This is a genomic window from Pseudomonas sp. LBUM1664, from assembly GCF_059695895.1.
In genome coordinates, this window is record NZ_CP166791.1 from 4,273,576 (window position 1) to 4,292,626 (window position 19,051).

Below are 19,051 nucleotides of genomic sequence, written 5' to 3' on the forward strand. Positions count from 1 at the left end.
ATTAAGCGGTAAGTTTTGCGAAAACGGCGGGCATGAAAAAGGCGAATGGATTTGAAGACCCATCAGTTACGGCGTATAGGACTCCATTTGGAAAATCCCACAACGTTTTCACGCTTCGTCCAGATCCTGCCCCGGTCACCATCCTCATGCTGAAAGTATTGATCAGCAGGTATTCATTCTCGGGAAAGGAAAACAGGATAGTGTAGAAATTTCGATATGTTCCTGTATCAGTCAGCTCGTTTCTTTGATAAGTCCAACTTTGAAACGCCCTTACGAAGAGAGCGCTCGGAGTTCCTGAATCGAACAACAGTTTCGACGATCCATCCCAAAGCCTCATGCCGAAAGACGCTACCGGTTGGGCGCCGAAGGTGGCAGCGAAGTATCTGCCGTTTGGTTCAGCCGTCAAGTCGCTATAGGCCCGAACATAGAAACCCGTCCAATTCCCAGCGGACCCATTAACCTGCATTGCTGTGAGGCCAGCGGCGCCGCCACTATCTGGCCTACAGAACACAAGCGGCGGTTCAACACTTGTGATAACCATAGGAAAATTAGTTGTTGAGCCAAGATTGAACTCTTCAGTCGGAGCATAACGCCCACTACAAATAACGTTTAGCCTCGCGAATTCAGAATCAATAACTACTTCGTTACTGTTGTTTGTAAAAGTGAGGCCGTACGTCATGTGGCAAACCTTATAACCATGAGCCGCATGGTTCCTGATGTAGAAAGACTGGCCTCAAAGGTGCGCGTGTAGTTATAAACACGCGCCTCCCCCGTAACCATTTCCGTTTCAAACTGATAAGCGGTGCTCTGATTGTAAGAGCCGTTTGGTATAACGATTGCCACCGAGTTATTAGGGGTGCAGCCTGGGACAGAGAACGACTGTATCGCCTTAGTGCTATCTGGAAACGTGACCAGCGTTGAAAGCACCACCCGCATCGTGAATGAGTTTTCATCCAGCTGGAGCGCACCATCTGCGCCCCATATCCGCATCCCATGACTCATGCGTCGAGATCTCCAAGCTGTACCCGCTTGACGCCGTTTTGGTCATAGACCTTGATGGCGCGATTGGTCATCGTCAGGCGCCCACCACCCGGGGCCGGACCGTTGAACTCCAGGTTTCCAGCCTTATCCAGGCGCCAGCCCTGCGAGCCGGCCACGTAGTTGTCGGATTGCAGGTACTGGCCGATCTTCAGCATCGTGATGCTGCCGTTCTCGATGAAGGCAGAGCGAACAAAAGTCTGACCGCCAGTTATCGCAAAAAATAACTCAGGGTTCTGAGCGTTGGGGTTCATAACTGCGAACGTGTCTGCTCTCACCACAAAGTTTGAAGTTGTTCCCCCAGGCCCTGTTTCGAGCCCCAATGCGAATCCAGCTGCATACTTTTGCCCGCTCGAAGAAAGCTCCATCTTCACGGACCAGATCGTCGACAGCTTTCCATCAGTAGACGCCTGGGCCTGCGCGGTTTGCTGAATCGTCGCAGAGTTACTGCCTACCGTTGCGCTCAGCTGATCGATCTTCGTCGAAGTAGCCGATTCGTTTGTGGCCACCACCTGTTCAAGCGTGGTGAGGTTCGCGGCGTTTTGCCCGATCTGCGCATCGAATGTGGTCAGCCGCTGGGCCGTTGCCTCACTCTCGGAAGCCCGAACGCTGGTTTCCTGGGCGATTGCCGCCGTGCTGATCCACCCCTTAATCGCGTCGGCCAGGTCGCCCTCCCCGTTGTCGTCGCGAGAGGAAGCGCGCAGCGCCTCGAAGGCCGTGGCCTGGGCGGTTACAACTCCGTCGATTTCGCTGATGTCAGCGGTATTGGTCGCAACCTGCTGCGCCAGGCCGTTGGCCGTCTCGACCGACTGGCCCACGTCCAGCCAGTAGGTGGCGTTTGGCGGAGGCGTATTGATCGGTACGGCGGATAGCGCTTGGTACAGCCGCTGACCCTGACGAACGATGTCATTTTTTACATAGGGCTTGTCAGGGTCATAGAGCAGGATGTCGTCGAGCACATCGATTTGCTCCTGAAGGCCTGGAATCAGATTGATCTTATCGACGATATCCTGGCCCAGCTCCGTTTCGCCGATCTGACCGGCGATCAAGTCAAGAATCGGCCCAGCCTCAGAGCTGGCCTGGCCCATTACCCCATTGCCAACTGGATACCAGGGACCAATGTTTCCGGTCCGGTCCACCAGACGCGCCCAGAAGAAGAACGTCACGCCTGCCAGCAAACTCTGCATGCTGTAGTCGCTCTGGGGGTAAGCCAGATCGGCCAGTTTCGTGGCGTTCGCCAGGACATTGGTCGGGCCGTACCAGATCTCGGTACGCTGGGTGTCCGCTGCGCCCGCAGGGAACGCCCACTTCAACCTGATACCAAACAGCAGCGAAGTTGCCGTCAGGCTGGTGACAGCCGGCGGCAGGCCTTCCTTGCCCTTGAGATTGGTCAGTACGGAGTTGCGCCAGATCGACGAGATGTCGAAAGCGCTCACCGCACGCACGCGGGCCACATAGGCGCCTGCGTAGATGCCGACCACGTCGACACCGGTGGTGCCCGTGCGCTGGACCTTGATCCAGTTGCCGCTGTCCTTGCGCCATTCCAAGTCATAGGCCACGGCCCCCTGAACGGCAGGCCAGGTGATGGTCATAGTGGCGACGGCGATGCCCTGGGACACAACGGAGTTCGATGTGATGGTGACGCTGGTCGGCGCCGGAACAACGGTGATCGGAATCACACTGATCGGCCGATCTTCCAGTCGCGCCCCGGTGTCGATGAAGGCGAACTTGCTCGGCTCGTACTGCAGCGCAGAGATCTCGAAATCACCCTCGGTGGTGCGCTTGGTCGTCAGTACCCGGTAAAGCGGAATCGCCAGATCATCAGCGTCGAGCGCCCACTGAAGCTGCGCCCGCGGCGTTTCGCTATAGGCGACCGTCACAGTCACGGCGCGGCCGGCCACGCTTTGAACGGTGCGCCCTTCAGCGCGTCCGCCAGGCAGGTTGATGATCAGGCGGTCGCCCGCCTTGGCCTGGGTGTCACGGTCCAGTGTCACGACACGACCGGCGACGGCAGAGATCCGGCCGCCAACCTCCCGCCCAGCCAGCAGCGAGTCAGCCACGGGGATGATGTGGCCCGGCAGAGGGATCACACCCTCCATGCCGGTCTTGAACGAAATGGTCCGGTCGAGGTTGTTGCTCAGGATCGCCCACTTACCACGGCGCTGGGCCTCAGAAGCGCGGGTGCAGCCAATGGCGCTCAGCTCGGTTGGCTTGTCGCCAAAACGACGCTGGAGGTCCAGGTCGGCGAACGGAATGACGTCAGTGTCGTAGTTGTTCGCCGGGTTGTCATAACTGACCAGAGCCCGGGTGTACCGGGTCTTCGCTGAGGCGCTGCCATACGAGAATTTCCCGTCAATGACGTTCGCCCGGGTGAAGACATAGTCAAAGTCCTGAGCACGCGGCATGTCTGCCTGCATGATCAACTGACCCTGGGCCCAATAAGTCATCCCCCGGTAGATGCCGGAGATATCACGCAGCAACGACCAGGCATCGGCTTTGCCCTGCAGGTTCATGTCGCACAGAAAACGCGGTTCAGTCCCACCCAGACCGTTTGGCACCAGTTGGTCGCAATACTGGGCGATCCGGTACAGCTCCCACTTGTCCACCATGAACGACTTGATGCGCTTGCCCAGGCCGAAACGGTCCTCGGTGCAAATGCCGTAGGTGATCCATGCCGGATTGTTGGTCCAGGCCAACTTCATGCTGCCGTCCCAGGTGCCGGTGTAGGTGCGGCTGATCGGGTCGTAGTTGCTCGGGACCTGCCACTTCCGCGCCTTGCACTTCACGGTGACGGCCGGAATGTTGGTAAATTGCTCGGCGTCGAATTCGATATAGAGCAACGCGGTGTTCGGGTAACGCAGCTTCGCGTCGATCACCTCGGTGAAACCCGCGATCAGCATGGTGTCAGCGATTTTGTTGCTGTTCTGGTTGGGGGTGATACGGCGGACACGGATCTGCCAGCCGCTGGTGGCCTCGGGCAGATCGATGCGGCGGGAGCGCTCGTAACGCGTGGTCGTCTTGCCGTCCACGGCTTCGCTCAGCACCTGCTGGTAGGCGCCGCCATCAGTGGCCACGTCGATTGCGTATTCGATGCGATAGCCGCCGATGTTGCCTTCGTCGTCCTGCCGCTGAAGGGCTGACCAGGCGAACCGAACTCGCACCGCCGACAACTGGATGTTCGTGACCGACCGAACCCACGGCGTATCGCTGCGAAGCTCGATGTTCAGGGACGTCTCGTTTTCAACGGACGGGATCCCTTGGATGTAGGTCTGGTCGACGGAGCCCGAGCGCCAGTCCCATTTCACGTTGGGGAAGTTGACGTTGCCGCTGGCGTCGTTGATCGGGGTGTTGTCGAGGTAGATGTTCGCCGCGGTGGGTGCTTCTTCAAACTCGCCCTCGCCGACCGCAATGAGCAGCTTCGCAACGTTGGTAGAGCGCAGGTTGTCGCTGGCCTCTACCGGCGATTTAGTCTTGCTGCTGCCGCTCTTCTCGCCGCTGATGTCGATCTTCTGTGCTGCGCCCATGCTTTCCTCCAGGCGAAAAAAAACCGCCTCATGGGCGGTGTGGGTATCTGTCCAGGGTGGATGAAATGCCAGTAACGCTCGGCCTCAATGCGGTAGTAGCGTTATGCCTTCTCAAAACCAAGGAGCGGTCATGTCAATCAGAAGCCTCGCTAAAAACCTTCCGAAAGACCCAGATAAAGCAGGCTGGGTATTGGGTTGGGGTGTCGTGCAAAACTCACCATGGCGGTTCGTCGATATCTATGCTTCAAAGGATGCGGCCGAGTCAGAAGCGGCATCTCGCGGCCCGGGGTATCGAGTCGAATACGGTTCTCACCGGCTGGGTTCGGACGATTTTATGGGTGGCGGGGAGCAGCCTTTGGCGGGTCACTCAAACTGAAACCCATGCGGCAGCTGCCAGAGATCAGAGCGGCGGTAAGACCAGGCTTGCCGTGGTACTTCCGCGTATAGCCGCTTGGCGATGTGCATTTGCCAATGAAACGCTCTCGATGGATCTCATGCCCATTATCCAGAACGGCAACCACCGCTTCGTCGCCGCAAATCAATCCGCCTTCAAGCCGTTGCAGGTCGTGGATCGTGATGCTGTAGGTAACTTCGGTCACGTCTTATCCTCCGCATAAATGCTCGCGCTGATGATCATGCCGCCCCACCGGCGTTCGCCGATGCAGATGGGGACAGGGTTGCCGCTGGCCGTGGTGTTCTTGGCGCTGCCGAAGGCGTAGGACGGTGCGTTGTCGGGGGACGCGCTCTGAGATAGGCCGCTCTGCTGCGGGCTCAGCATCTGTATTACGCCGCCAGCGGTTGAGGCTATACCGCCTGCTATAAGCGCCGCACCTTGGGCGGTTGTTGAGCCGTAGGCGAAGAAGCCGACAGCGATCAGCACTACACCTAATATCGTCTGCATCAGTCCTGCGCGCTTACTGCCGGAGACCACTGGGACGACTCTAATCTCTCGGGTACCGCCTAAATCAAACGCGTCTACAGTTTCATTCTTCCTATTTCGAAATATGGCAAATCGCATGCCGAGCCGGTCAAGCCGTCGGATTTCATCTTCGAAACCCTCAACGGTCGCTTTCAGCGCCCTGAAAGCCTCCCAAACCTGCCGACTATCTATTTGTCGGCAATGAGCTCGGCCGAATTTCTTTGCCAGCGACCCTGATAGAAGGATCGTAGTCATTGGGTTGTACGCAATAGCCAGGGCAGCCATGTTTTCCTCCGAGCACAAAAAAGCCCGCCGAAGCGGGCCTGAAGAATGGTTTCAAATAGCCGTTGGTGAAATATCGAATGAGTCACCCGAAAGCGTAATTCGGCGCCTGATCGTTTCGCCGGCCTTTACATCGACCTCACGCTCGACCAAACCCCACCCGCCGCAGGCAGCGCTAGGCTTCACGCCAAGGATGTGCGTGCCCGCTTTTAACCCAAACCGGGCTACTTCGCCTGAAGCGAATTCCGCCGCCAGGGTCCCATCAATGTAAAGCCGGTAGTTGCATCCAGCCCCATAAAGGCCGCTGTCGCGGGTTACAAGCAGCAGCGACTCGGACTTCCCACTGAAGGCATAAAGCCTACCGCTTGGGACTGGGTCGGCTTTATCGGCCGATACTGGCGAAGTCGCACACCCCGCCAGCAAAGCAACAGCTACCGCGCCTACGAAAAATCTCATGGGGTCACTCCTGTGGAAGATGGCGCCAAGATATCAGAAACAGGACGCCCGGCAGGGCTGCAAGCTTTTGCTTGTGAAAGCTTGCACAAGTCCCACCATGGGACTATATTCTCACCCATGAGAATTATCGCCATCAGCCATCTGAAAGCCTTCTGGGAGAGATACCCAGATTCCGAGCAGCAGCTTAAGGCGTGGCTTGACGATGCCAAGAAAGCCACCTGGACCAGCCCAAGCGACATCAAGGCGCAATACGGTAACGCAAGCATTCTCAAGAGTCGCCGCGTGGTATTCAACATCAAGGGTAACGACTACCGTCTCGTGGTCGCCATTGCCTACCGCTTCGGCGCTGTGTACATCAAGTTTGTCGGGACTCATCAGCAGTACGACAAGATCGACGCAAACACCGTGGAGATGGAGTAACCATTATGAACATTCGCCCAATCCGCACCGATGAAGAATACCGAGTAGCTCTCAAAGAGATTTCTCCTCTGTTCGAGAATGAGCCTGAGCTTGGCACCCCGGAAGGCGATGCTTTCGAAGTCATGATCACTCTGATCGAGGCCTACGAAACCAAGCACTTCCCGGTTGATTTGCCAGACCCAATTGAAGCCATCAAATTTCGCATGGAGCAATCCGGCCTCACTGCGGCCGACCTGGCCCCCGCTATCGGCAAAACAAACCGCGTATACGAGGTTCTAAATCGCAAGCGCTCTTTGACTTTGCCTATGATTTGGAAGCTTCACGATATGTTCGGCATTCCAGCTGAAAGCCTGATAAGGCCAGTAAAAGTCGCCTGACACCAGCCGACGAATAAGAGAGGGGGGGTTGCCATTGTCAATACCCCTCAACTTAATCGAATGACTCAAGCCCGGCCAGCCGAGCTTTTTGCGACCGCATGCCGGACCGCTAAAAGGAGCGTTGAATGTCGTGGTGGAGACGTATCTTCTCGCTGAGCTCAAGCTCGCCAACAGCTGCCGATTCGGCCCCCGGCTCGCCAACTGATGATCTGGACGACGACTTACTCGTGGAAGCCAAGAACCTGGTAGCCATTACCGGCCCCAAAACGCCATACGAGCTGACTCGACTCCTAAAGATAGGTCACGCAAGGGCCGTCAGGTTGGCCGCCACCGCCAACGCTCAACACCCTCAACCTTCGGGAGATCGAACTTCCGATATCCAGGCTCTACGGTCAACTGCAGCGCCGCGAAAACCGCCAGCTGAACCTGTAGCAGCGGAACCGAAAAAGAAGCGCGCCAAGAATGCCACTCCACCTGAGGCAGATCTGCCACCGCTAACCGGAAAGATTACTGGTGGACATGCGTGTGCATTCGACGTCGTTGGTGAATCCCACTACCAGCCAGCCCTTCGAAAATTACGTAACGGTCGGCACATGGCAACTGACAATGACTTCGTGGCGGACATTGTTGCCGAGCCGGATAACCCCTACGACCATAACGCTTGCGCTGTCTATATCGAAGGCTCGAAGGTCGGATATCTACCGCGCGACGCAGCAGCAGATTTCCATCAACAGGTCGCCGACATGGGCGTCGCCGGCGTTTGGAGATTCCAAACCAAAGCCAAACTTTCTGGTGGCTGGGGAGATCGCCCGATGGTTGGCGTGTTGCTGAGCCTGCCGAAATCCTAAGCAGAAAAGCAACGACCCGGCCTGTGGGGTTAGCGCCTCCTCATCTTGCTCAAGCGCGCAACCGCGCCTACGAAAATCTCATTGGGTCACTCCTGTTGAAGATGCGGGCAATGTAGCATCCACCGGACAGAAACGAAAAAGTGACCTGGCAATTACCTGCATTTCCTTTCGGCGATTATGCTGGTTGTTTCAAACCATAAGAAATAAAAATAGCACTTAACGCGATGACCGCCCTGAGAGTTGAGGAGTTCATGCCATGGCAGGCAGCATGCCAACCTTCCGAATTTATTGTTGCAAGGTCAATCATTTCTTGACCAACTCGGGAGTTGCTACTTTTAGGTAAAAGACGCTGAAAAACCATTTCATCCGTGTCCTGGTCAAGCTGCTCAATTGTATGTATATGAAATTTCTCCAGCCCATCAACGGTACCCTTCTCGTATATGAACCCATTGTTATCTCCAGGCTTGAATAGATACTCCATACCTGCGATTTGTAACTTCTCAGACAGAGACATCCAATGGGAAACTTTCATTCGATAAGCCATTTTAACTTCCTTGATTTTCGAATCGGCCTGAAACATCTCATTAATACGATCGAAGCGGGCGTTAATTAGCTAATGCATATCTAATGCGCGCTTTGAACATCACCCAAAGAACATAGACCACCCTCAAGATTTGGCAACCGGGGGGGCGCCCCCACCGTGGATATAAAACCAGTAACGCCAAGCCACCCTCCGTAGTAGCCTCCTGCCTCCACGCAATGGATTTCCCAGTCCTTCGCCTGCAAGCCCAAGGACTGGGATTGCGCCAATTTCGGCGCGTTTATGACCTAGGAGGTCGATGTGAGCGAGCAAAAAACAGTAGATCAGCGTCTTGCCGAGCTGGAGCTAGCACTGAAAACGGCAATTGTGTTCAACATGAATGCTGCAGCAATACTCGGACGGCGCTTGGCATCTGGCAATGACGCAATAGCGAACGCAATTTCCCAAGACCTTAAAAATTTGAAGGCCGAAAGTTACGAGGGTATCGATAAAGCATTGCACGATAGCTACCTCGATAACCTGTCTCTGGCAATTACCGGTCGAGCTTGATGCCGGCCGCGTAATAGAAACCGGTTTGGGGGTGGCTCGCCATGACCACCCTCCAATCGTCACGTAGGGCAGTGTTGGATACCAATTCCGCGTTGTCCGGCTTACCTTTCGAACGCACAACCTCTTTTTTTTGCATGTATTTCTCCTGCGGCTATGCCGCGTCATGTGGCTTGGTGTGCATTTTTGTGCCTGAGGATCAGGCGCGTCCGGTCGAGCCACGGCCCGCCAAAAACGATGATCTCGCTCGGCCGCCCGTACAGGTGATGCAGGAGGAATGGCCCAGGGCCGAAGGTCGCGGCATCTTCGCCAGGAAGCGACGGATCGGCCCCGAGGAAAATCCCGGCGTGGTTCGGGTGAACCGTCCTGCCCACCTCCATCACGATCATGTCACCGCGCTGCGGCTGATCGACCCGGTAGAAGCCGGCGGCCTCGTAGTTCGCCTCGTACAGGCTCGTATTGTCCTTGCTCTCCCACCAGCCGTCGGCGCGCTTGAAGGCTTCGAACTCCAGTCCCCACTCGCGCTTGTACCAGTCGGCGCAAACCTGCCAGCAGTCCCAGGCACCGTGGACGAAGGGCCGCTTCAGCAGCGGCGTATCGCCCGTTGGCACCACCGTCCGCAAGTCGCCCTCCGGCCAGCTCAGGATATGCCAGGGCATGGCCGTCGCTTCGCACATCGCCAAATCTCGCGGCGATGGCCGGCTGGTTGCGTCCGGGTGGGAGTGGACGATGCTAATGATCTCGCCCAGATCTTCTGCTGCTGCGTATTCCTCTGGATCGATGCGAAACTCTTCGCTCGGCTCAGTCGCAGTGTTCTTGCAAGGGAAGTATTGCTGTTTGCGACCCATGGCCAGCAGAAGCCCGCAGCACTCTTTCGGGTACTCGGCCGCCGCATGAGCCTGGATCGCGCTCAAGATGTGTTTGCGCATGGTCAGCTCCGGGCGATCAGGGAGACAGCGGGGAAGCCGCCGAACGGCAACGGGTTGCCATCGCCGAATCGAGGAATGCAGCCTCGGCCCAGAGTGGCATCGCACTCGTCCAGCTCAGGGTTATCCGTGACAACGCCGTCCTTTGTGACGTACGGCCCGGTGTAGCCACAGTTCGGCCCTCGGTAACCGCCGGTGAGGCACCAGTGACAAAGTGTCGTGGCCTGACGGCCGATTGACTCATTACCGACGTCGCCCGGGCTGACAAGCTCCCACGTCACCGTCTCCCCGTCCTCATTCGTCTTCTGGTCGACGTACCAGACCTCGATGGTCTCTTGGGTTGGATCTGCCGTTGGGTTCCCACCGGGGAAATTCTCAGCATCCAAGTACGTGCCCAGCGTGTGACGCATCGTCAGCTTGAACTCGAGCAAGTCGTCGAAGGCCAGGCATAGAGCCGTGATCCTGCCGTTGACGTTGCCTACCGACAGAGTTGGCCGTACAGCTGTGCCGTCGCCATTGGTTTCGATGCCCTCAATCTGCATGGGCCAGGCGCCGTACTCGTTACCCTGCCACCAGATTGATTTGGCCGGCAGTTGGTCGGCATCGGCGCCGGCGGCAATCAGCTCCGCCGCCGTGTGCGGGATCGCATGCCCATGGAAGCGCAGCACGTCCGCGCCATAGTCGGAGCCGTCCAGTTCGAAGAGCAGCACTTCGCTGCCAGGTTCAAGAACCTGGATGTCACTGATCAGCGGCATGATTGCCCCTTATGGTTGGAAGGCCCGGGTGAAGGTGGCCGTGAGCTTGAAAACGCCGCCCCCGACTGGGGTTGGGACTGGGTTAACGCAGGTGAACAGACCTAACTGACCGAGCGGGGTTGTCCAGAGGAAGGCATTCGCGCCGGCGTGTCGGTCGAGGAAGTCCATGATCTCCAGCACCCTGGCCTTCGAACCGCTGAAGGTAATGGGATAGGAGTCCTCCTTATTGTTCGGCCCGTCGCCGGAGGTCTGCTTGTAGCCATTACCGAACTGAGCGGTACGTACCCGGTAGGTGATCTCGGGTGCGTCACTGTGCTGGGTGGGCCAGATGAAAGTTTCAATCGCCATTAACCCCTCCCATTGATAACGCGCCAGATAGAACCACCTGGCTGCAAGCCTTTGGCAATTGCCGCTTCAGCCTCAACCTTGGCGGCCTGCTGAATGCCTTTGCCCAGTTGGGTTGTGTCCTCCGTACTGGTCGCGCCGCCATCGCCTGACGTCTGAACCGACACGGATACCGGGAAGTTGTAGGTATTCCCTCCTCCCCCGCTATTGCCAGATCCAACAGCTCGCACGCCAAGTTCGCCGCCGGCGGTTCTGGTCAACGGCATGATTGCCTCATCTCCGGCTTCGCCCATGATCCCGGTCTTGCCGTTGGCCATGCCGAAGGCGGTAGGAGTGCTGACGACGCTGTTGGTGAACGCGCCGCCGTTAGCAAACATCTGCACGCCTGATGACCATGCTCCACCCTTGGCCTGAATGCTGCCAGGGGTGAATCCAGAGAGGTCGCCGGAGTACCCGGCCTGGGTTGAGCCCGCCGATGCTGCGCTACCGCTACCGGTGAAGTAGCTGGTGGCCGCGCCGACGAGACTGCTCAACAACGCTGAACTGGCTTGTCGGGTGGCGATCCGTGCCATGTCTTCCAAGATCGACTTAGTGAAGTCCGAAAACGAGCCCTTACCAGTCACAGCGAAGTTGACGACCGCGTCTTCCATGCTGGAAAAGGCATTGGTGAACAGGCTCTTCGTCTGTCCAGCAACATCGTTGGCAGATTGCAGGTAGTTCTGGAAAGCCGAAGTGGCCCCGCTACGCCAGTCGCCCTGGGCGGTCGACATCTTGTCGTAGTTGTCGACCACCGTGTCGCGGTACTTCCTCTCTGCATCCTCCAGGCTGGCCAGGTCGCGCATGTAGTCTTCCTGGCTGTACTTGTCGGGTGCAGTCTTGCGTCGATCCAGTAGCTTGGCGCGCTCGTCGTTGAACTTGTCCGTAGTGGCGTCGAGGTTGCCTTGCAATGCCGCTTGGCGGTCTCCCAGGCCCAGCCCATTTGCTGCGCGGGAGCCAGAAGCCTCCAGTGCGGCACGTTGATGTTCCAGCTGATTTACATATGCCTCAGAGGCGGCTGTCATCTGCGCCAAGCGGCCCTTCTCGGCGGTCGCCAGAACTTCCTGCTGGCTATCGGCATCCTTCTGAGCCTTGATCATCGCCTGTCTTGCGTCGGCAATCTTCTGGTCAAGCTGAATGCTCTGGGCTGCGGTCGTGGTCTTTCTAGCCTTGGCCGCTTCCAGGGCATCAATCTCAGCCTGGTAGGCCGCAGTTACATCGTCCTTTTCCTGGGCAATCAACGTCGACCGCTGCTTGGCATAGTCCGACAGCGAAACCACGCCGGCCTTCTGTTGCGCCTCCAGTTCCTTCTGGGCGTTTCGGTAGTCAGTGACGATGTCGGACAGATTGTTCTTGGCGCTGTTGAAGGCGGTCAGGTCGACTTGGGTAGATGCGGCTTTCGGATCTTTGTTTTTGTCTTCCAGCCCCTTCAGCAGTGTGTCGTAAGCGCCGCCGGAGAACTTCTTGCCATCGAAGCTGACACCGTCCAGCAATGGCGACTTCTGCCCAGTTTTTTCAGCGTTCTGGTACAGCGTCGTAAAACGATCATTCAGCTTTTTCAGCTCTGACGAACGCTTGGTCAAAGGGTTGATGTTGTCGAGTTGAGCGTCCAAGTCCTTCTGGGCGGCAATCAGCTCTTTGTTCGCGTGTGTTGTTTCGCCGGTAGAGGCCGTAAGGCTTTCGCTCGCTGCTTGCCGAGCCTTGAGGCTTGCGAGCTTCGCCTCAAGCGCCGGCGTTGAATCGTCATGCTCACCGGTGCCCAGTCCCAGCGCCGAGTTGAGAGAGCTCAGTCCGTTGGAGATCGCACCAGATATGCCGCCGCCCTTCCGCGTGTCGAGTACCCGTTGAGTGATCTCGATTTGCTTGGCCAGGTCAGGAAAGACTTCAGACCGAACGGCCGCGTAGGCGCCTTTGATGGCGGTCTTGATATCGTCCCAGTCGCGCTCGACGTCAGAAAGTGAAGCGCGGTATGTCTTCAGTCGCTCCAAGGCCGACTGATTCAGGTCTTCGCTCAACACATCAAGTGCGCGCTGGTGATCGCCCTGATCGTCGATACTCTTAATCACCTGGTACTGCTCAAGCGTCAGCAGGCCATATTGACTGCTAATCTTGCCGGCGGCCTCAGTGGCTGTATCGCCGGCGGTAGCAAAGGACTTGGCAAGCTCGCCGGCGCCCTGCCCAGTAATCTCGCTGATCGCCGCGGCGGCTTCCGCAAGATTGCGCATCTGCGTGCCGCTGGTGGCAGCTCCAGAGGCGAGCGATACGACCGCCTCCCGTGCACCTGATAGGTTCCCGGTTACACGTCCGGCCCCCTCTGCCATCTCCTTCAAGCTGCCAATGGTTTGCCCTGCGTCGTTCGAGCCACCGTTGATTGCAGCATTGAACTCGCGCGCCTGCTTCATTGCATCGAGATAGGCGTAACCAAGAGACCCGAGAACAGCAACCAACAGGCCGGCAGGTATCAACATGGCGGCCATGCTTTTCGCCGACGCTCCGGCACCGGCCCCCAACTGGGCAACCGCGCGTGCTCCGCTCCCCCAATCCCCCGACTGTAGGGCGTTGGTGAGCTGCATGACGTTTTCTTGCGCCTGGCGGGTACCAAGCTTCAATTTGTCGAAGGCAGTCTCTGTTGCCGTCAGTCCAGATCGGTCCTTACCAATCTTCGCCAGCGCATCGTTGTAGCGTTCCGCGTCGATCTGCCCCGCCTTATGCAGGTCATTTAGCGCCTTCTCCTGAGCCTCCAGCTTCGCCAGCTTTGCGGTTACGGGGTCAATCCCGTTGACCGTCCGTTTTAGCGCCTCAATCTGGCGATTTTCCGCCTCAATCAGCTTCTGTTTCTGGGCAAGCTCTTTAGCCTCGGCCTTCTCAATCTTGTCGTAGGCCTTGCCCAACTGATCCTGGTACTTCGCCTGCTCCTCAATAGTGACCAGGCCGCCCTTGCGAGCGCGCTCCAGCAACCCCTCGGCCTGCACAAGCGATTCAATACTGTCGATGTTGCCAGTCATCGCCTTATCGAGCTGGCTGATAACCGTGATTTCCGCCGCAGCGCTTTCGGTCGCCTTCCGGCTTGCCCCGGACTGCCGCTCCCTGGCGACCGTGGACTTGTCGATCCCCTGCGCTACCTCGGCTTCAGCCTGTGTAATCTTCTTGCCGGTGTTGGCCAGGCCCTCGCCGGTTTTGCCCAGGTCATCAATGGCCTTCTGGGCATCCTCTGCCGAGTCAACCAGCTTATCCAGATCATCAGCAGCCTTTGCGGCTTGCGACGACTCGACCGCAATGCCCAGGGAAGCGAAGTTGGTGCTCATTTGTTTTCTCTCTGTTCCGCCATCACCTGCAGGGCTTCAGCCTCCATACGCCGGAAGTCGCTGAAAATGGTTTGTCGCTGGCTGATCGGCACGCCGCACATCCGAATCACGCCGGAAAGAACGCTGTAGTCCATGCCTGTTGCGCCGCACGCGCCTGTGCGCCACTGGGTGCTCATGGCCTCGAAGACTTTGAAGGCATCCCAGTTGTCGGGCCAGATGCCAACTTCCTTGTCGGGAATGTCTTGGCGAGACAAACCGAAGGCCATCAGGTCTGCATCTGATGGCCCAGGCTCATACAGGGCGCGGGAGGCGCTTAGGAGTTTCCCAGGCGAGCCTCACTGAAGGCTTCGGCGTAGGCATTCAGCACCGCCTTCGGGGCCGAGTTGATCGAGTTGACGAGGATGCGCACGTTTTCAGGCGTGAATTCCTCTTCAATATCCCAGCCCACCACCACATCCAGCAGCTGGTCGGCTTGCAGGGCGATCTGGGCGGCGGTGAAAGCTTTGAGATCCATGTCGCCGACCTTCTTGCCCAGTTCGTCGTGCCGCTCGTTCCAACCGGTGTACAACTCAGCCAGCGCGGTACGGTCCAGATACTTGAACTCGAACTCCACCTTTTCGGCGCTGTAGCCCGCCCGCTGGATCATCACCGGCGCCTTGAAGGTCGGCTTCTGAATCAACTTGAACTTGGCCATGAGTTACACCGAAGCCGCGTAACGGGTTGGACGACCTGTCAGCGCCAAGCTGATAACGCGGGTCATCAGGTTGTTGCGGGACATGGTTGGCGTCGACGTGATGGACACGTAGCCGTTGTAAATGATGCTGCTGCCGCCCGGCAGGTTCAGGCGGAGTAGGCGCGCCTGCTTGTCGTCGTCCGCCGCCTCGCATACAGCCACATATGGCTTGGAGGGATCGTCAGCGACCGTGAATGTCAGCGTGATTGGGTTCTTGGTGGTCGGCATCTGGCGATCATCGTCGTCAGCCAGGAAGCCGAAGGTCAGGAACTGCTGATCACCACCACTGGAATTCATCTCAGTAATCTGCGAGATCTCGGTGAAGGCTGTCACCTCGCGAACGGAACCAATCCCCGAGCCCGCAGGATACTGTTGAATGCTGGTCGTATTGACGCCCTCCAGCGCGAACGTGCCGCTGGCGATCTCCCCAACTCGAACTCCGCGACCATCCAGGCGGGTCCAGCCAGAATTTACGGCAATGATGTCGCCCTCGGCCAGGCCGTGCGCCGCAGCGGTCGCGACGGCTGGATTGGCGTTGGTCAGAGCGGTGAATGGGATCGCCGTGCCGTAGATGGACGCGATCTCAAGAGTGGCGCCGTTGGGCATTTGCATGGGTGTTTCCTCTTTTCAGAAATGACAAAACCCGCACAGAGGCGGGTTTCGGGGTTTGCCCAACGGGCGTAATCAGGTGACGATATCTGCTCTGTATTCAAACGACACAGGCACGGTGAACGCAGGCGGATCGGGGATTCCAGGGCCAGGGTCAACGGGTGACATCGTGACGACGGTGACGCCTGCCTTCGTGTCTCTCGCGTACAGCGGAAACAGTTCGGTCAGCTCAGCTACAAGCGGGTTCGTCTTTGTCTTCCCGGAATTCGCCGGAGCCACAATGCTGACCTGGTAGACCCCGATGAAAGCGCGATGGTCGCCGGCAAGCGTGCTGCTCGCGGTATCGCCTGGGAGCGCAAATGCCCGAAGGTAGGTCTCGCCGTCCGCCGGGTCATATTGGACGTTCTCGAACACAACCTTGATCGGCTCCGCCCGTGCCTTGCACCAGGCAAGCAGCTTAGCCTCGTAGATCGAGGCAATAATGGCATGACTCATACATGGTTGTTCCTTGTGGCTTCGTCGACGATCTGCTGGAAGCGGGCCAGGGTTATTCGGACCATTCCGCCGGGAGCTTGCTTGGAGTGGCCATATTCCAGTGGAACACCGTAGGGCAGGTTGTTCACGATGTAAGCAGTCTCGCCCGCCGTGAGCGCCTGGACCTGCAGCCGCAATTTTGCCAGGGTCACGCCGCCGGCTGGATCCACCTGATCAAGCGTGCCTTCCGCTGGTGTGCCTATTGAAAACTGCCAGTTACCCCGAAAGCGCCCGCCGACATAGTCCTTGCCGGCAACCAAGCCGTTCACGTTGAAGTTCTGGTCGCGCTCGGTTTTGGTCAGAGGCTTGGCGTACTTCACGCCGCGCCGCAGCTTGCCGGCCTTCGTGAAGTTTGATTCGTTGAGGTTGATGATCGTATTGCGAACCGCGACCTTGAAGTCGTAGTCATCGGCAGCTCGGGTGTTTGCCTGGCGGTGAACGACGTTCGCCGCCCAGATCTCAGGATTGCCCACCGGTGACATGCGGATAACGCTGCTGCCGATCTCGATCACGATTTCTCGGATTGTGGAGTCGATACCGGCCTGGGCGCGCTCGGCGAAGTCGCGGATGTTCTCGGCGAAACTGCCGTTCATGCTCGCGTATTTGTTCGCCATGTCATTTCCTCAGCTGTGCCGTCCACGTTGCGTCTGCGGGGTCGGCGGACACATTCATCACCCGCAGGCCGTTGATAATGTCGCCAATGGCCGGAGCAGCTTGCACCATCGTCGGTACGCCTGCCTCCGAGACGAATAGCTCGTTTTGCAGCACCAGCAGCTTCTTGTCGGTGGTTTGGATGAGCGAGCCGTCGATTTCCTTGGATAGGTAGCTGCCCAGAACGCCGCGCCCCGTGTACGTCACTGTGGTCTCCGGCGTTTCGCCCCCCAGCTCAGGGTCATACTCGCCCGTCACCTTGCGTACGCCTACCACTGGCTTGACCGCATCAGCCAGGCCATCAGGGTCGTCGAAAGCTTCTGCCAGTTCGGCCTGGATCTCTTCGCGCATGCCCATGGTCAGGTCCTTTTCAGCATCATCACACCGGAGCGCTTGATCCAAGGCGCCAGCAAGGCCAGAGCGAAGTTAACGCCCGCCGACTGATCGGCAGAGCCAGACACGTAGGTCTTGCTCACCGACGTCCCGGTCTGCGCGGAGACCGTCGTGCTCTGCACTTCCTTCTGCGTCGCCGTGTACAGCTTGCCCGCCGCCGCTTCTTTGGCGACCTGGGCGCCGGCCAGCTTGATCGCGTCGGGTACCGGGTCTGCAACGGGTCGATTAATCTTGGCCGTGAGCCAGGCGTTTGCCATAGCCACAGCAAGGACCGGATCACCGGTGCCGGCCCAGTCAGGACCCAACAAGGCGTCAACATCGGCAACGGTGATGAAGTCGGTCATGTGCTTGTCCTTATTCCTTCGGCACCAATGCCTGCAGGTCTTCTTTCAGCGCGGATGATTCGAAAGCGATGCCCTTACTGGTCAACCACTCTTTCAGCTCAGGGACCTTCATTTTCAGAGGGTCGGTTTCAGGCAGATCCTGCTCAGCGTTTAACACGTCCGCGACTTCCTCGGGAGTGCTGCGCGAGGCATAGCCCTCTGGTGGATAGGCGCTAGCCTTGTAGCCGGCAGCAACGTATTCAGCAACAGTCGGGCCGTCGAGGCGCAGGCCATCAGCATCCGCTCCTGTGACCTTGATGCCTGCCCGCTTGTACGCCTCGATGATGTTGGGATTATCACCCTGGACGAATACATCAGTCGCCGCGCTGATCACTCCGAAGAACTCACTGAGCAGGCGATAGCAAACCCCAGGCTCATTGCCGGACTTGTCGGTGTAAATAACCTTCATGATTCTCTCCGTGTCGGCCAGGGCGCAATCAAGCGCCCTGCCGAGGCTGAGTTACGGGGTGACGGTGCCACTGATCACGGCAGCGAAAGGAACCTGCTTGCGGTCGAAGACGCGCTCCCAGTTGGCTGCGGCCGCGTACTGGGTCGCCGTCGGGCTGAGGTTGCGGTTCTCGCCACCTTTCCAGCTGAAACCAGCCGGCTGCAAGATCATGGTCTTCCGTTCCCAGAGGACCTCGGCGCCACCGCCATTACCACCAGAAGGCTTGCGCTCCAGCTCAACCGGGTTCGCCGGGTTGCCTTCGCCGTAACCGAACGCGCCTTGACCGAAGAACACGGACAGGAAGCGACCAGCCCCGTATACCAGGCTGTCGTCCATGAACACTGGCTTGCCCAGGTAGGTCGCCAGGATGATCTTGCCGTCGGAGTCGCGCAGATACTCGATCAGGTCCTGCTTGACCATCTGGTTCATGACAACCGAGTGCACACCAATGGCGGAGAAGACATCGGCAGCATCGCCAGAGGTGAAAGCGGCATCTTGGAAAGCGCCGGCACTGATGGTTGCGCCAGCATCAACGACCATATCCCCTGCGTTATTGGCGATGTTCGAGGCGATGATGCCGCGAGCAGCGCCGAGCAGGTAACGCTGCCAGCGATGTGCCGAAGCGGTTACGGATGTGCTGCATTGGCTCGGTGCGGGCCAATTCGGTAGTGAGGTCGGCTACGCCATAGGCTTTGTTGAGGTACAGAGTGCGCGCACGCATGCTGCCCATTTCTGCCTTGCCGACCAGACCCAGATCATCCGGGTCATCGTTGGAGATGTTCGGCTCTTCGTCTGCGTCCAAGTCTTGCCAGTAGGCAATCTCAGCAGTGCCCTGACCGTTGGAGGCGATCGCATCCAGCTCAGGGGATTTAACGATGATGCCCGATTCGAAAACAGCGGTCTTTTCAGGAGAATTGACCGGCGCCAGGTCGGCGTAATAGTCGCTGACGAAGATGTCGGCGAGTTGAGTAGTGGCCATGGA

At 58.1% G+C, this 19,051-nt stretch carries 25 protein-coding genes and 1 pseudogene; 5 read left to right on the top strand and 21 right to left on the bottom strand.

Annotation, left to right across the window (positions count from 1 at the left end):
• Position 1: 1 nt before the first annotated feature.
• Genes ACA047_RS19705 through ACA047_RS19715 form a run of 3 tightly spaced genes read right to left on the bottom strand, consistent with a single transcriptional unit; the run spans position 2 to position 4,562 of the window.
• Positions 2 to 679, bottom strand: a complete 678-nt coding sequence (locus ACA047_RS19705; protein WP_497352129.1) for a hypothetical protein — start codon at positions 677 to 679, stop codon at positions 2 to 4.
• Positions 676 to 990 carry a hypothetical protein gene (locus tag ACA047_RS19710; protein WP_497360450.1) on the bottom strand — a complete coding sequence of 105 codons (315 nt, stop codon included), beginning with the start codon at positions 988 to 990 and terminating at the stop codon, positions 676 to 678. Before ACA047_RS19710 ends, ACA047_RS19705 begins: the two co-directional genes overlap by 4 nt.
• 8 nt (positions 991 to 998) lie before the next feature.
• On the bottom strand, positions 999 to 4,562 hold the full coding sequence (locus ACA047_RS19715) for a TipJ family phage tail tip protein (RefSeq protein ID WP_497352131.1): 3,564 nt from the start codon (positions 4,560 to 4,562) through the stop codon (positions 999 to 1,001).
• Between the two features lie 130 nt (positions 4,563 to 4,692).
• Here ACA047_RS19715 and ACA047_RS19720 point away from each other — a divergent pair, with 130 nt between their 5' ends.
• Positions 4,693 to 4,938 carry a hypothetical protein gene (locus ACA047_RS19720; protein WP_497352133.1) on the top strand — a complete coding sequence of 82 codons (246 nt, stop codon included), beginning with the start codon at positions 4,693 to 4,695 and terminating at the stop codon, positions 4,936 to 4,938.
• On the opposite strand, the gene ACA047_RS19725 is transcribed toward ACA047_RS19720, so the two are convergent.
• Genes ACA047_RS19725 through ACA047_RS19735 form a run of 3 tightly spaced genes read right to left on the bottom strand, consistent with a single transcriptional unit; the run spans position 4,895 to position 6,219 of the window.
• On the bottom strand, positions 4,895 to 5,161 hold the full coding sequence (locus ACA047_RS19725) for a hypothetical protein (RefSeq protein WP_497352135.1): 267 nt from the start codon (positions 5,159 to 5,161) through the stop codon (positions 4,895 to 4,897). The two genes, ACA047_RS19720 and ACA047_RS19725, sit on opposite strands and share 44 nt — an antisense overlap.
• A complete protein-coding gene (locus tag ACA047_RS19730; RefSeq protein WP_497352137.1) occupies positions 5,158 to 5,766 on the bottom strand; it encodes a tail assembly protein in 609 nt (202 codons plus the stop codon). Before ACA047_RS19730 ends, ACA047_RS19725 begins: the two co-directional genes overlap by 4 nt.
• A gap of 51 nt (positions 5,767 to 5,817) precedes the next feature.
• Positions 5,818 to 6,219: a hypothetical protein gene (locus ACA047_RS19735; RefSeq protein WP_497352139.1), complete on the bottom strand. Its 402-nt coding sequence runs from the start codon at positions 6,217 to 6,219 to the stop codon at positions 5,818 to 5,820.
• Between the two features lie 117 nt (positions 6,220 to 6,336).
• Between ACA047_RS19735 and ACA047_RS19740 the strand changes: the two genes are divergently transcribed.
• The 3 genes from ACA047_RS19740 (at position 6,337) to ACA047_RS19750 (ending at position 7,864) form a co-directional block, all read left to right on the top strand.
• Entirely contained in the window at positions 6,337 to 6,639 is a 303-nt protein-coding gene (locus ACA047_RS19740; RefSeq protein ID WP_497360452.1) for a type II toxin-antitoxin system HigB family toxin, read from the top strand.
• 5 nt (positions 6,640 to 6,644) lie between these two features.
• A complete protein-coding gene (locus ACA047_RS19745; RefSeq protein ID WP_497352141.1) occupies positions 6,645 to 7,016 on the top strand; it encodes a helix-turn-helix domain-containing protein in 372 nt (123 codons plus the stop codon).
• Positions 7,017 to 7,141: 125 nt separating this feature from the next.
• Positions 7,142 to 7,864, top strand: a complete 723-nt coding sequence (locus ACA047_RS19750) for an HIRAN domain-containing protein (RefSeq protein ID WP_497352143.1) — start codon at positions 7,142 to 7,144, stop codon at positions 7,862 to 7,864.
• Between the two features lie 175 nt (positions 7,865 to 8,039).
• Here the strand turns inward: ACA047_RS19750 and ACA047_RS19755 are convergent, their stop codons facing one another.
• Positions 8,040 to 8,408 (bottom strand): hypothetical protein, encoded by a 369-nt coding sequence (locus tag ACA047_RS19755; RefSeq protein ID WP_497352145.1) that lies wholly within the window; start codon positions 8,406 to 8,408, stop codon positions 8,040 to 8,042.
• Positions 8,409 to 8,705: 297 nt separating this feature from the next.
• Here ACA047_RS19755 and ACA047_RS19760 point away from each other — a divergent pair, with 297 nt between their 5' ends.
• Positions 8,706 to 8,954 (top strand): hypothetical protein, encoded by a 249-nt coding sequence (locus ACA047_RS19760; RefSeq protein WP_497352147.1) that lies wholly within the window; start codon positions 8,706 to 8,708, stop codon positions 8,952 to 8,954.
• Here ACA047_RS19760 and ACA047_RS19765 read toward each other — a convergent pair.
• The 14 genes and pseudogenes from ACA047_RS19765 to ACA047_RS19830 form a co-directional block, all read right to left on the bottom strand.
• Positions 8,938 to 9,090 carry a hypothetical protein gene (locus ACA047_RS19765; protein WP_497352149.1) on the bottom strand — a complete coding sequence of 51 codons (153 nt, stop codon included), beginning with the start codon at positions 9,088 to 9,090 and terminating at the stop codon, positions 8,938 to 8,940. The two genes, ACA047_RS19760 and ACA047_RS19765, sit on opposite strands and share 17 nt — an antisense overlap.
• A gap of 25 nt (positions 9,091 to 9,115) precedes the next feature.
• Positions 9,116 to 9,880, bottom strand: a complete 765-nt coding sequence (locus ACA047_RS19770; RefSeq protein WP_497352151.1) for a C40 family peptidase — start codon at positions 9,878 to 9,880, stop codon at positions 9,116 to 9,118.
• Between the two features lie 2 nt (positions 9,881 to 9,882).
• Positions 9,883 to 10,632, bottom strand: a complete 750-nt coding sequence (locus ACA047_RS19775) for a phage minor tail protein L (protein ID WP_497352153.1) — start codon at positions 10,630 to 10,632, stop codon at positions 9,883 to 9,885.
• A 9-nt stretch (positions 10,633 to 10,641) separates the two neighbouring features.
• Positions 10,642 to 10,980, bottom strand: coding sequence for a phage tail protein (locus ACA047_RS19780; protein WP_497352155.1), 339 nt, complete (start codon positions 10,978 to 10,980; stop codon positions 10,642 to 10,644).
• Positions 10,980 to 14,318, bottom strand: a complete 3,339-nt coding sequence (locus ACA047_RS19785; RefSeq protein WP_497352157.1) for a phage tail tape measure protein — start codon at positions 14,316 to 14,318, stop codon at positions 10,980 to 10,982. Before ACA047_RS19785 ends, ACA047_RS19780 begins: the two co-directional genes overlap by 1 nt.
• Entirely contained in the window at positions 14,315 to 14,584 is a 270-nt protein-coding gene (locus ACA047_RS19790) for a DUF1799 domain-containing protein (RefSeq protein WP_122557064.1), read from the bottom strand. Before ACA047_RS19790 ends, ACA047_RS19785 begins: the two co-directional genes overlap by 4 nt.
• Positions 14,585 to 14,631: 47 nt before the next feature.
• Positions 14,632 to 15,012 carry a phage tail assembly chaperone gene (locus ACA047_RS19795; RefSeq protein WP_497352160.1) on the bottom strand — a complete coding sequence of 127 codons (381 nt, stop codon included), beginning with the start codon at positions 15,010 to 15,012 and terminating at the stop codon, positions 14,632 to 14,634.
• Between the two features lie 3 nt (positions 15,013 to 15,015).
• Positions 15,016 to 15,663: a phage tail protein gene (locus ACA047_RS19800; protein WP_497352162.1), complete on the bottom strand. Its 648-nt coding sequence runs from the start codon at positions 15,661 to 15,663 to the stop codon at positions 15,016 to 15,018.
• 72 nt (positions 15,664 to 15,735) lie between these two features.
• Positions 15,736 to 16,155, bottom strand: a complete 420-nt coding sequence (locus ACA047_RS19805; RefSeq protein ID WP_497352164.1) for a phage tail terminator-like protein — start codon at positions 16,153 to 16,155, stop codon at positions 15,736 to 15,738.
• The gene (locus ACA047_RS19810; RefSeq protein ID WP_497352166.1) at positions 16,152 to 16,808 is read right to left on the bottom strand and encodes a hypothetical protein; all 657 of its coding nucleotides are present in this window, start codon (positions 16,806 to 16,808) and stop codon (positions 16,152 to 16,154) included. The genes ACA047_RS19805 and ACA047_RS19810 overlap by 4 nt, the downstream gene beginning before the upstream one ends.
• 1 nt (position 16,809) lies before the next feature.
• Positions 16,810 to 17,202 carry a hypothetical protein gene (locus tag ACA047_RS19815; RefSeq protein WP_497352168.1) on the bottom strand — a complete coding sequence of 131 codons (393 nt, stop codon included), beginning with the start codon at positions 17,200 to 17,202 and terminating at the stop codon, positions 16,810 to 16,812.
• 2 nt (positions 17,203 to 17,204) lie between these two features.
• Positions 17,205 to 17,582 carry a hypothetical protein gene (locus ACA047_RS19820; RefSeq protein WP_497352170.1) on the bottom strand — a complete coding sequence of 126 codons (378 nt, stop codon included), beginning with the start codon at positions 17,580 to 17,582 and terminating at the stop codon, positions 17,205 to 17,207.
• 10 nt (positions 17,583 to 17,592) lie between these two features.
• The gene (locus ACA047_RS19825) at positions 17,593 to 18,030 is read right to left on the bottom strand and encodes a HeH/LEM domain-containing protein (RefSeq protein ID WP_497352172.1); all 438 of its coding nucleotides are present in this window, start codon (positions 18,028 to 18,030) and stop codon (positions 17,593 to 17,595) included.
• Positions 18,031 to 18,081: 51 nt separating this feature from the next.
• Positions 18,082 to 19,048 (bottom strand): annotated as a pseudogene (locus ACA047_RS19830) (phage coat protein).
• Positions 19,049 to 19,051: the final 3 nt, after the last annotated feature.

What these genes read in the sequence shown, in the direction of transcription:
- ACA047_RS19825 (WP_497352172.1), bottom strand. Translation starts at nt 18,030, where the DNA reads ATGAAGGTTATTTACACCGACAAGTCCGGCAATGAGCCTGGGGTTTGC.
- ACA047_RS19730 (WP_497352137.1), bottom strand. Translation starts at nt 5,766, where the DNA reads ATGGCTGCCCTGGCTATTGCGTACAACCCAATGACTACGATCCTTCTA.
- ACA047_RS19795 (WP_497352160.1), bottom strand. Translation starts at nt 15,012, where the DNA reads ATGGCCAAGTTCAAGTTGATTCAGAAGCCGACCTTCAAGGCGCCGGTG.
- ACA047_RS19705 (WP_497352129.1), bottom strand. Translation starts at nt 679, where the DNA reads ATGACGTACGGCCTCACTTTTACAAACAACAGTAACGAAGTAGTTATT.
- ACA047_RS19710 (WP_497360450.1), bottom strand. Translation starts at nt 990, where the DNA reads ATGCGGATATGGGGCGCAGATGGTGCGCTCCAGCTGGATGAAAACTCA.
- ACA047_RS19790 (WP_122557064.1), bottom strand. Translation starts at nt 14,584, where the DNA reads ATGGCCTTCGGTTTGTCTCGCCAAGACATTCCCGACAAGGAAGTTGGC.
- ACA047_RS19735 (WP_497352139.1), bottom strand. Translation starts at nt 6,219, where the DNA reads ATGAGATTTTTCGTAGGCGCGGTAGCTGTTGCTTTGCTGGCGGGGTGT.
- ACA047_RS19780 (WP_497352155.1), bottom strand. Translation starts at nt 10,980, where the DNA reads ATGGCGATTGAAACTTTCATCTGGCCCACCCAGCACAGTGACGCACCC.
- ACA047_RS19805 (WP_497352164.1), bottom strand. Translation starts at nt 16,155, where the DNA reads ATGAGTCATGCCATTATTGCCTCGATCTACGAGGCTAAGCTGCTTGCC.
- ACA047_RS19815 (WP_497352168.1), bottom strand. Translation starts at nt 17,202, where the DNA reads ATGGGCATGCGCGAAGAGATCCAGGCCGAACTGGCAGAAGCTTTCGAC.
- ACA047_RS19750 (WP_497352143.1), top strand. Translation starts at nt 7,142, where the DNA reads ATGTCGTGGTGGAGACGTATCTTCTCGCTGAGCTCAAGCTCGCCAACA.
- ACA047_RS19715 (WP_497352131.1), bottom strand. Translation starts at nt 4,562, where the DNA reads ATGGGCGCAGCACAGAAGATCGACATCAGCGGCGAGAAGAGCGGCAGC.
- ACA047_RS19810 (WP_497352166.1), bottom strand. Translation starts at nt 16,808, where the DNA reads ATGGCGAACAAATACGCGAGCATGAACGGCAGTTTCGCCGAGAACATC.
- ACA047_RS19770 (WP_497352151.1), bottom strand. Translation starts at nt 9,880, where the DNA reads ATGCGCAAACACATCTTGAGCGCGATCCAGGCTCATGCGGCGGCCGAG.
- ACA047_RS19775 (WP_497352153.1), bottom strand. Translation starts at nt 10,632, where the DNA reads ATGCCGCTGATCAGTGACATCCAGGTTCTTGAACCTGGCAGCGAAGTG.
- ACA047_RS19765 (WP_497352149.1), bottom strand. Translation starts at nt 9,090, where the DNA reads ATGCAAAAAAAAGAGGTTGTGCGTTCGAAAGGTAAGCCGGACAACGCG.
- ACA047_RS19820 (WP_497352170.1), bottom strand. Translation starts at nt 17,582, where the DNA reads ATGACCGACTTCATCACCGTTGCCGATGTTGACGCCTTGTTGGGTCCT.
- ACA047_RS19800 (WP_497352162.1), bottom strand. Translation starts at nt 15,663, where the DNA reads ATGCAAATGCCCAACGGCGCCACTCTTGAGATCGCGTCCATCTACGGC.
- ACA047_RS19785 (WP_497352157.1), bottom strand. Translation starts at nt 14,318, where the DNA reads ATGAGCACCAACTTCGCTTCCCTGGGCATTGCGGTCGAGTCGTCGCAA.
- ACA047_RS19745 (WP_497352141.1), top strand. Translation starts at nt 6,645, where the DNA reads ATGAACATTCGCCCAATCCGCACCGATGAAGAATACCGAGTAGCTCTC.
- ACA047_RS19720 (WP_497352133.1), top strand. Translation starts at nt 4,693, where the DNA reads ATGTCAATCAGAAGCCTCGCTAAAAACCTTCCGAAAGACCCAGATAAA.
- ACA047_RS19740 (WP_497360452.1), top strand. Translation starts at nt 6,337, where the DNA reads ATGAGAATTATCGCCATCAGCCATCTGAAAGCCTTCTGGGAGAGATAC.
- ACA047_RS19755 (WP_497352145.1), bottom strand. Translation starts at nt 8,408, where the DNA reads ATGGCTTATCGAATGAAAGTTTCCCATTGGATGTCTCTGTCTGAGAAG.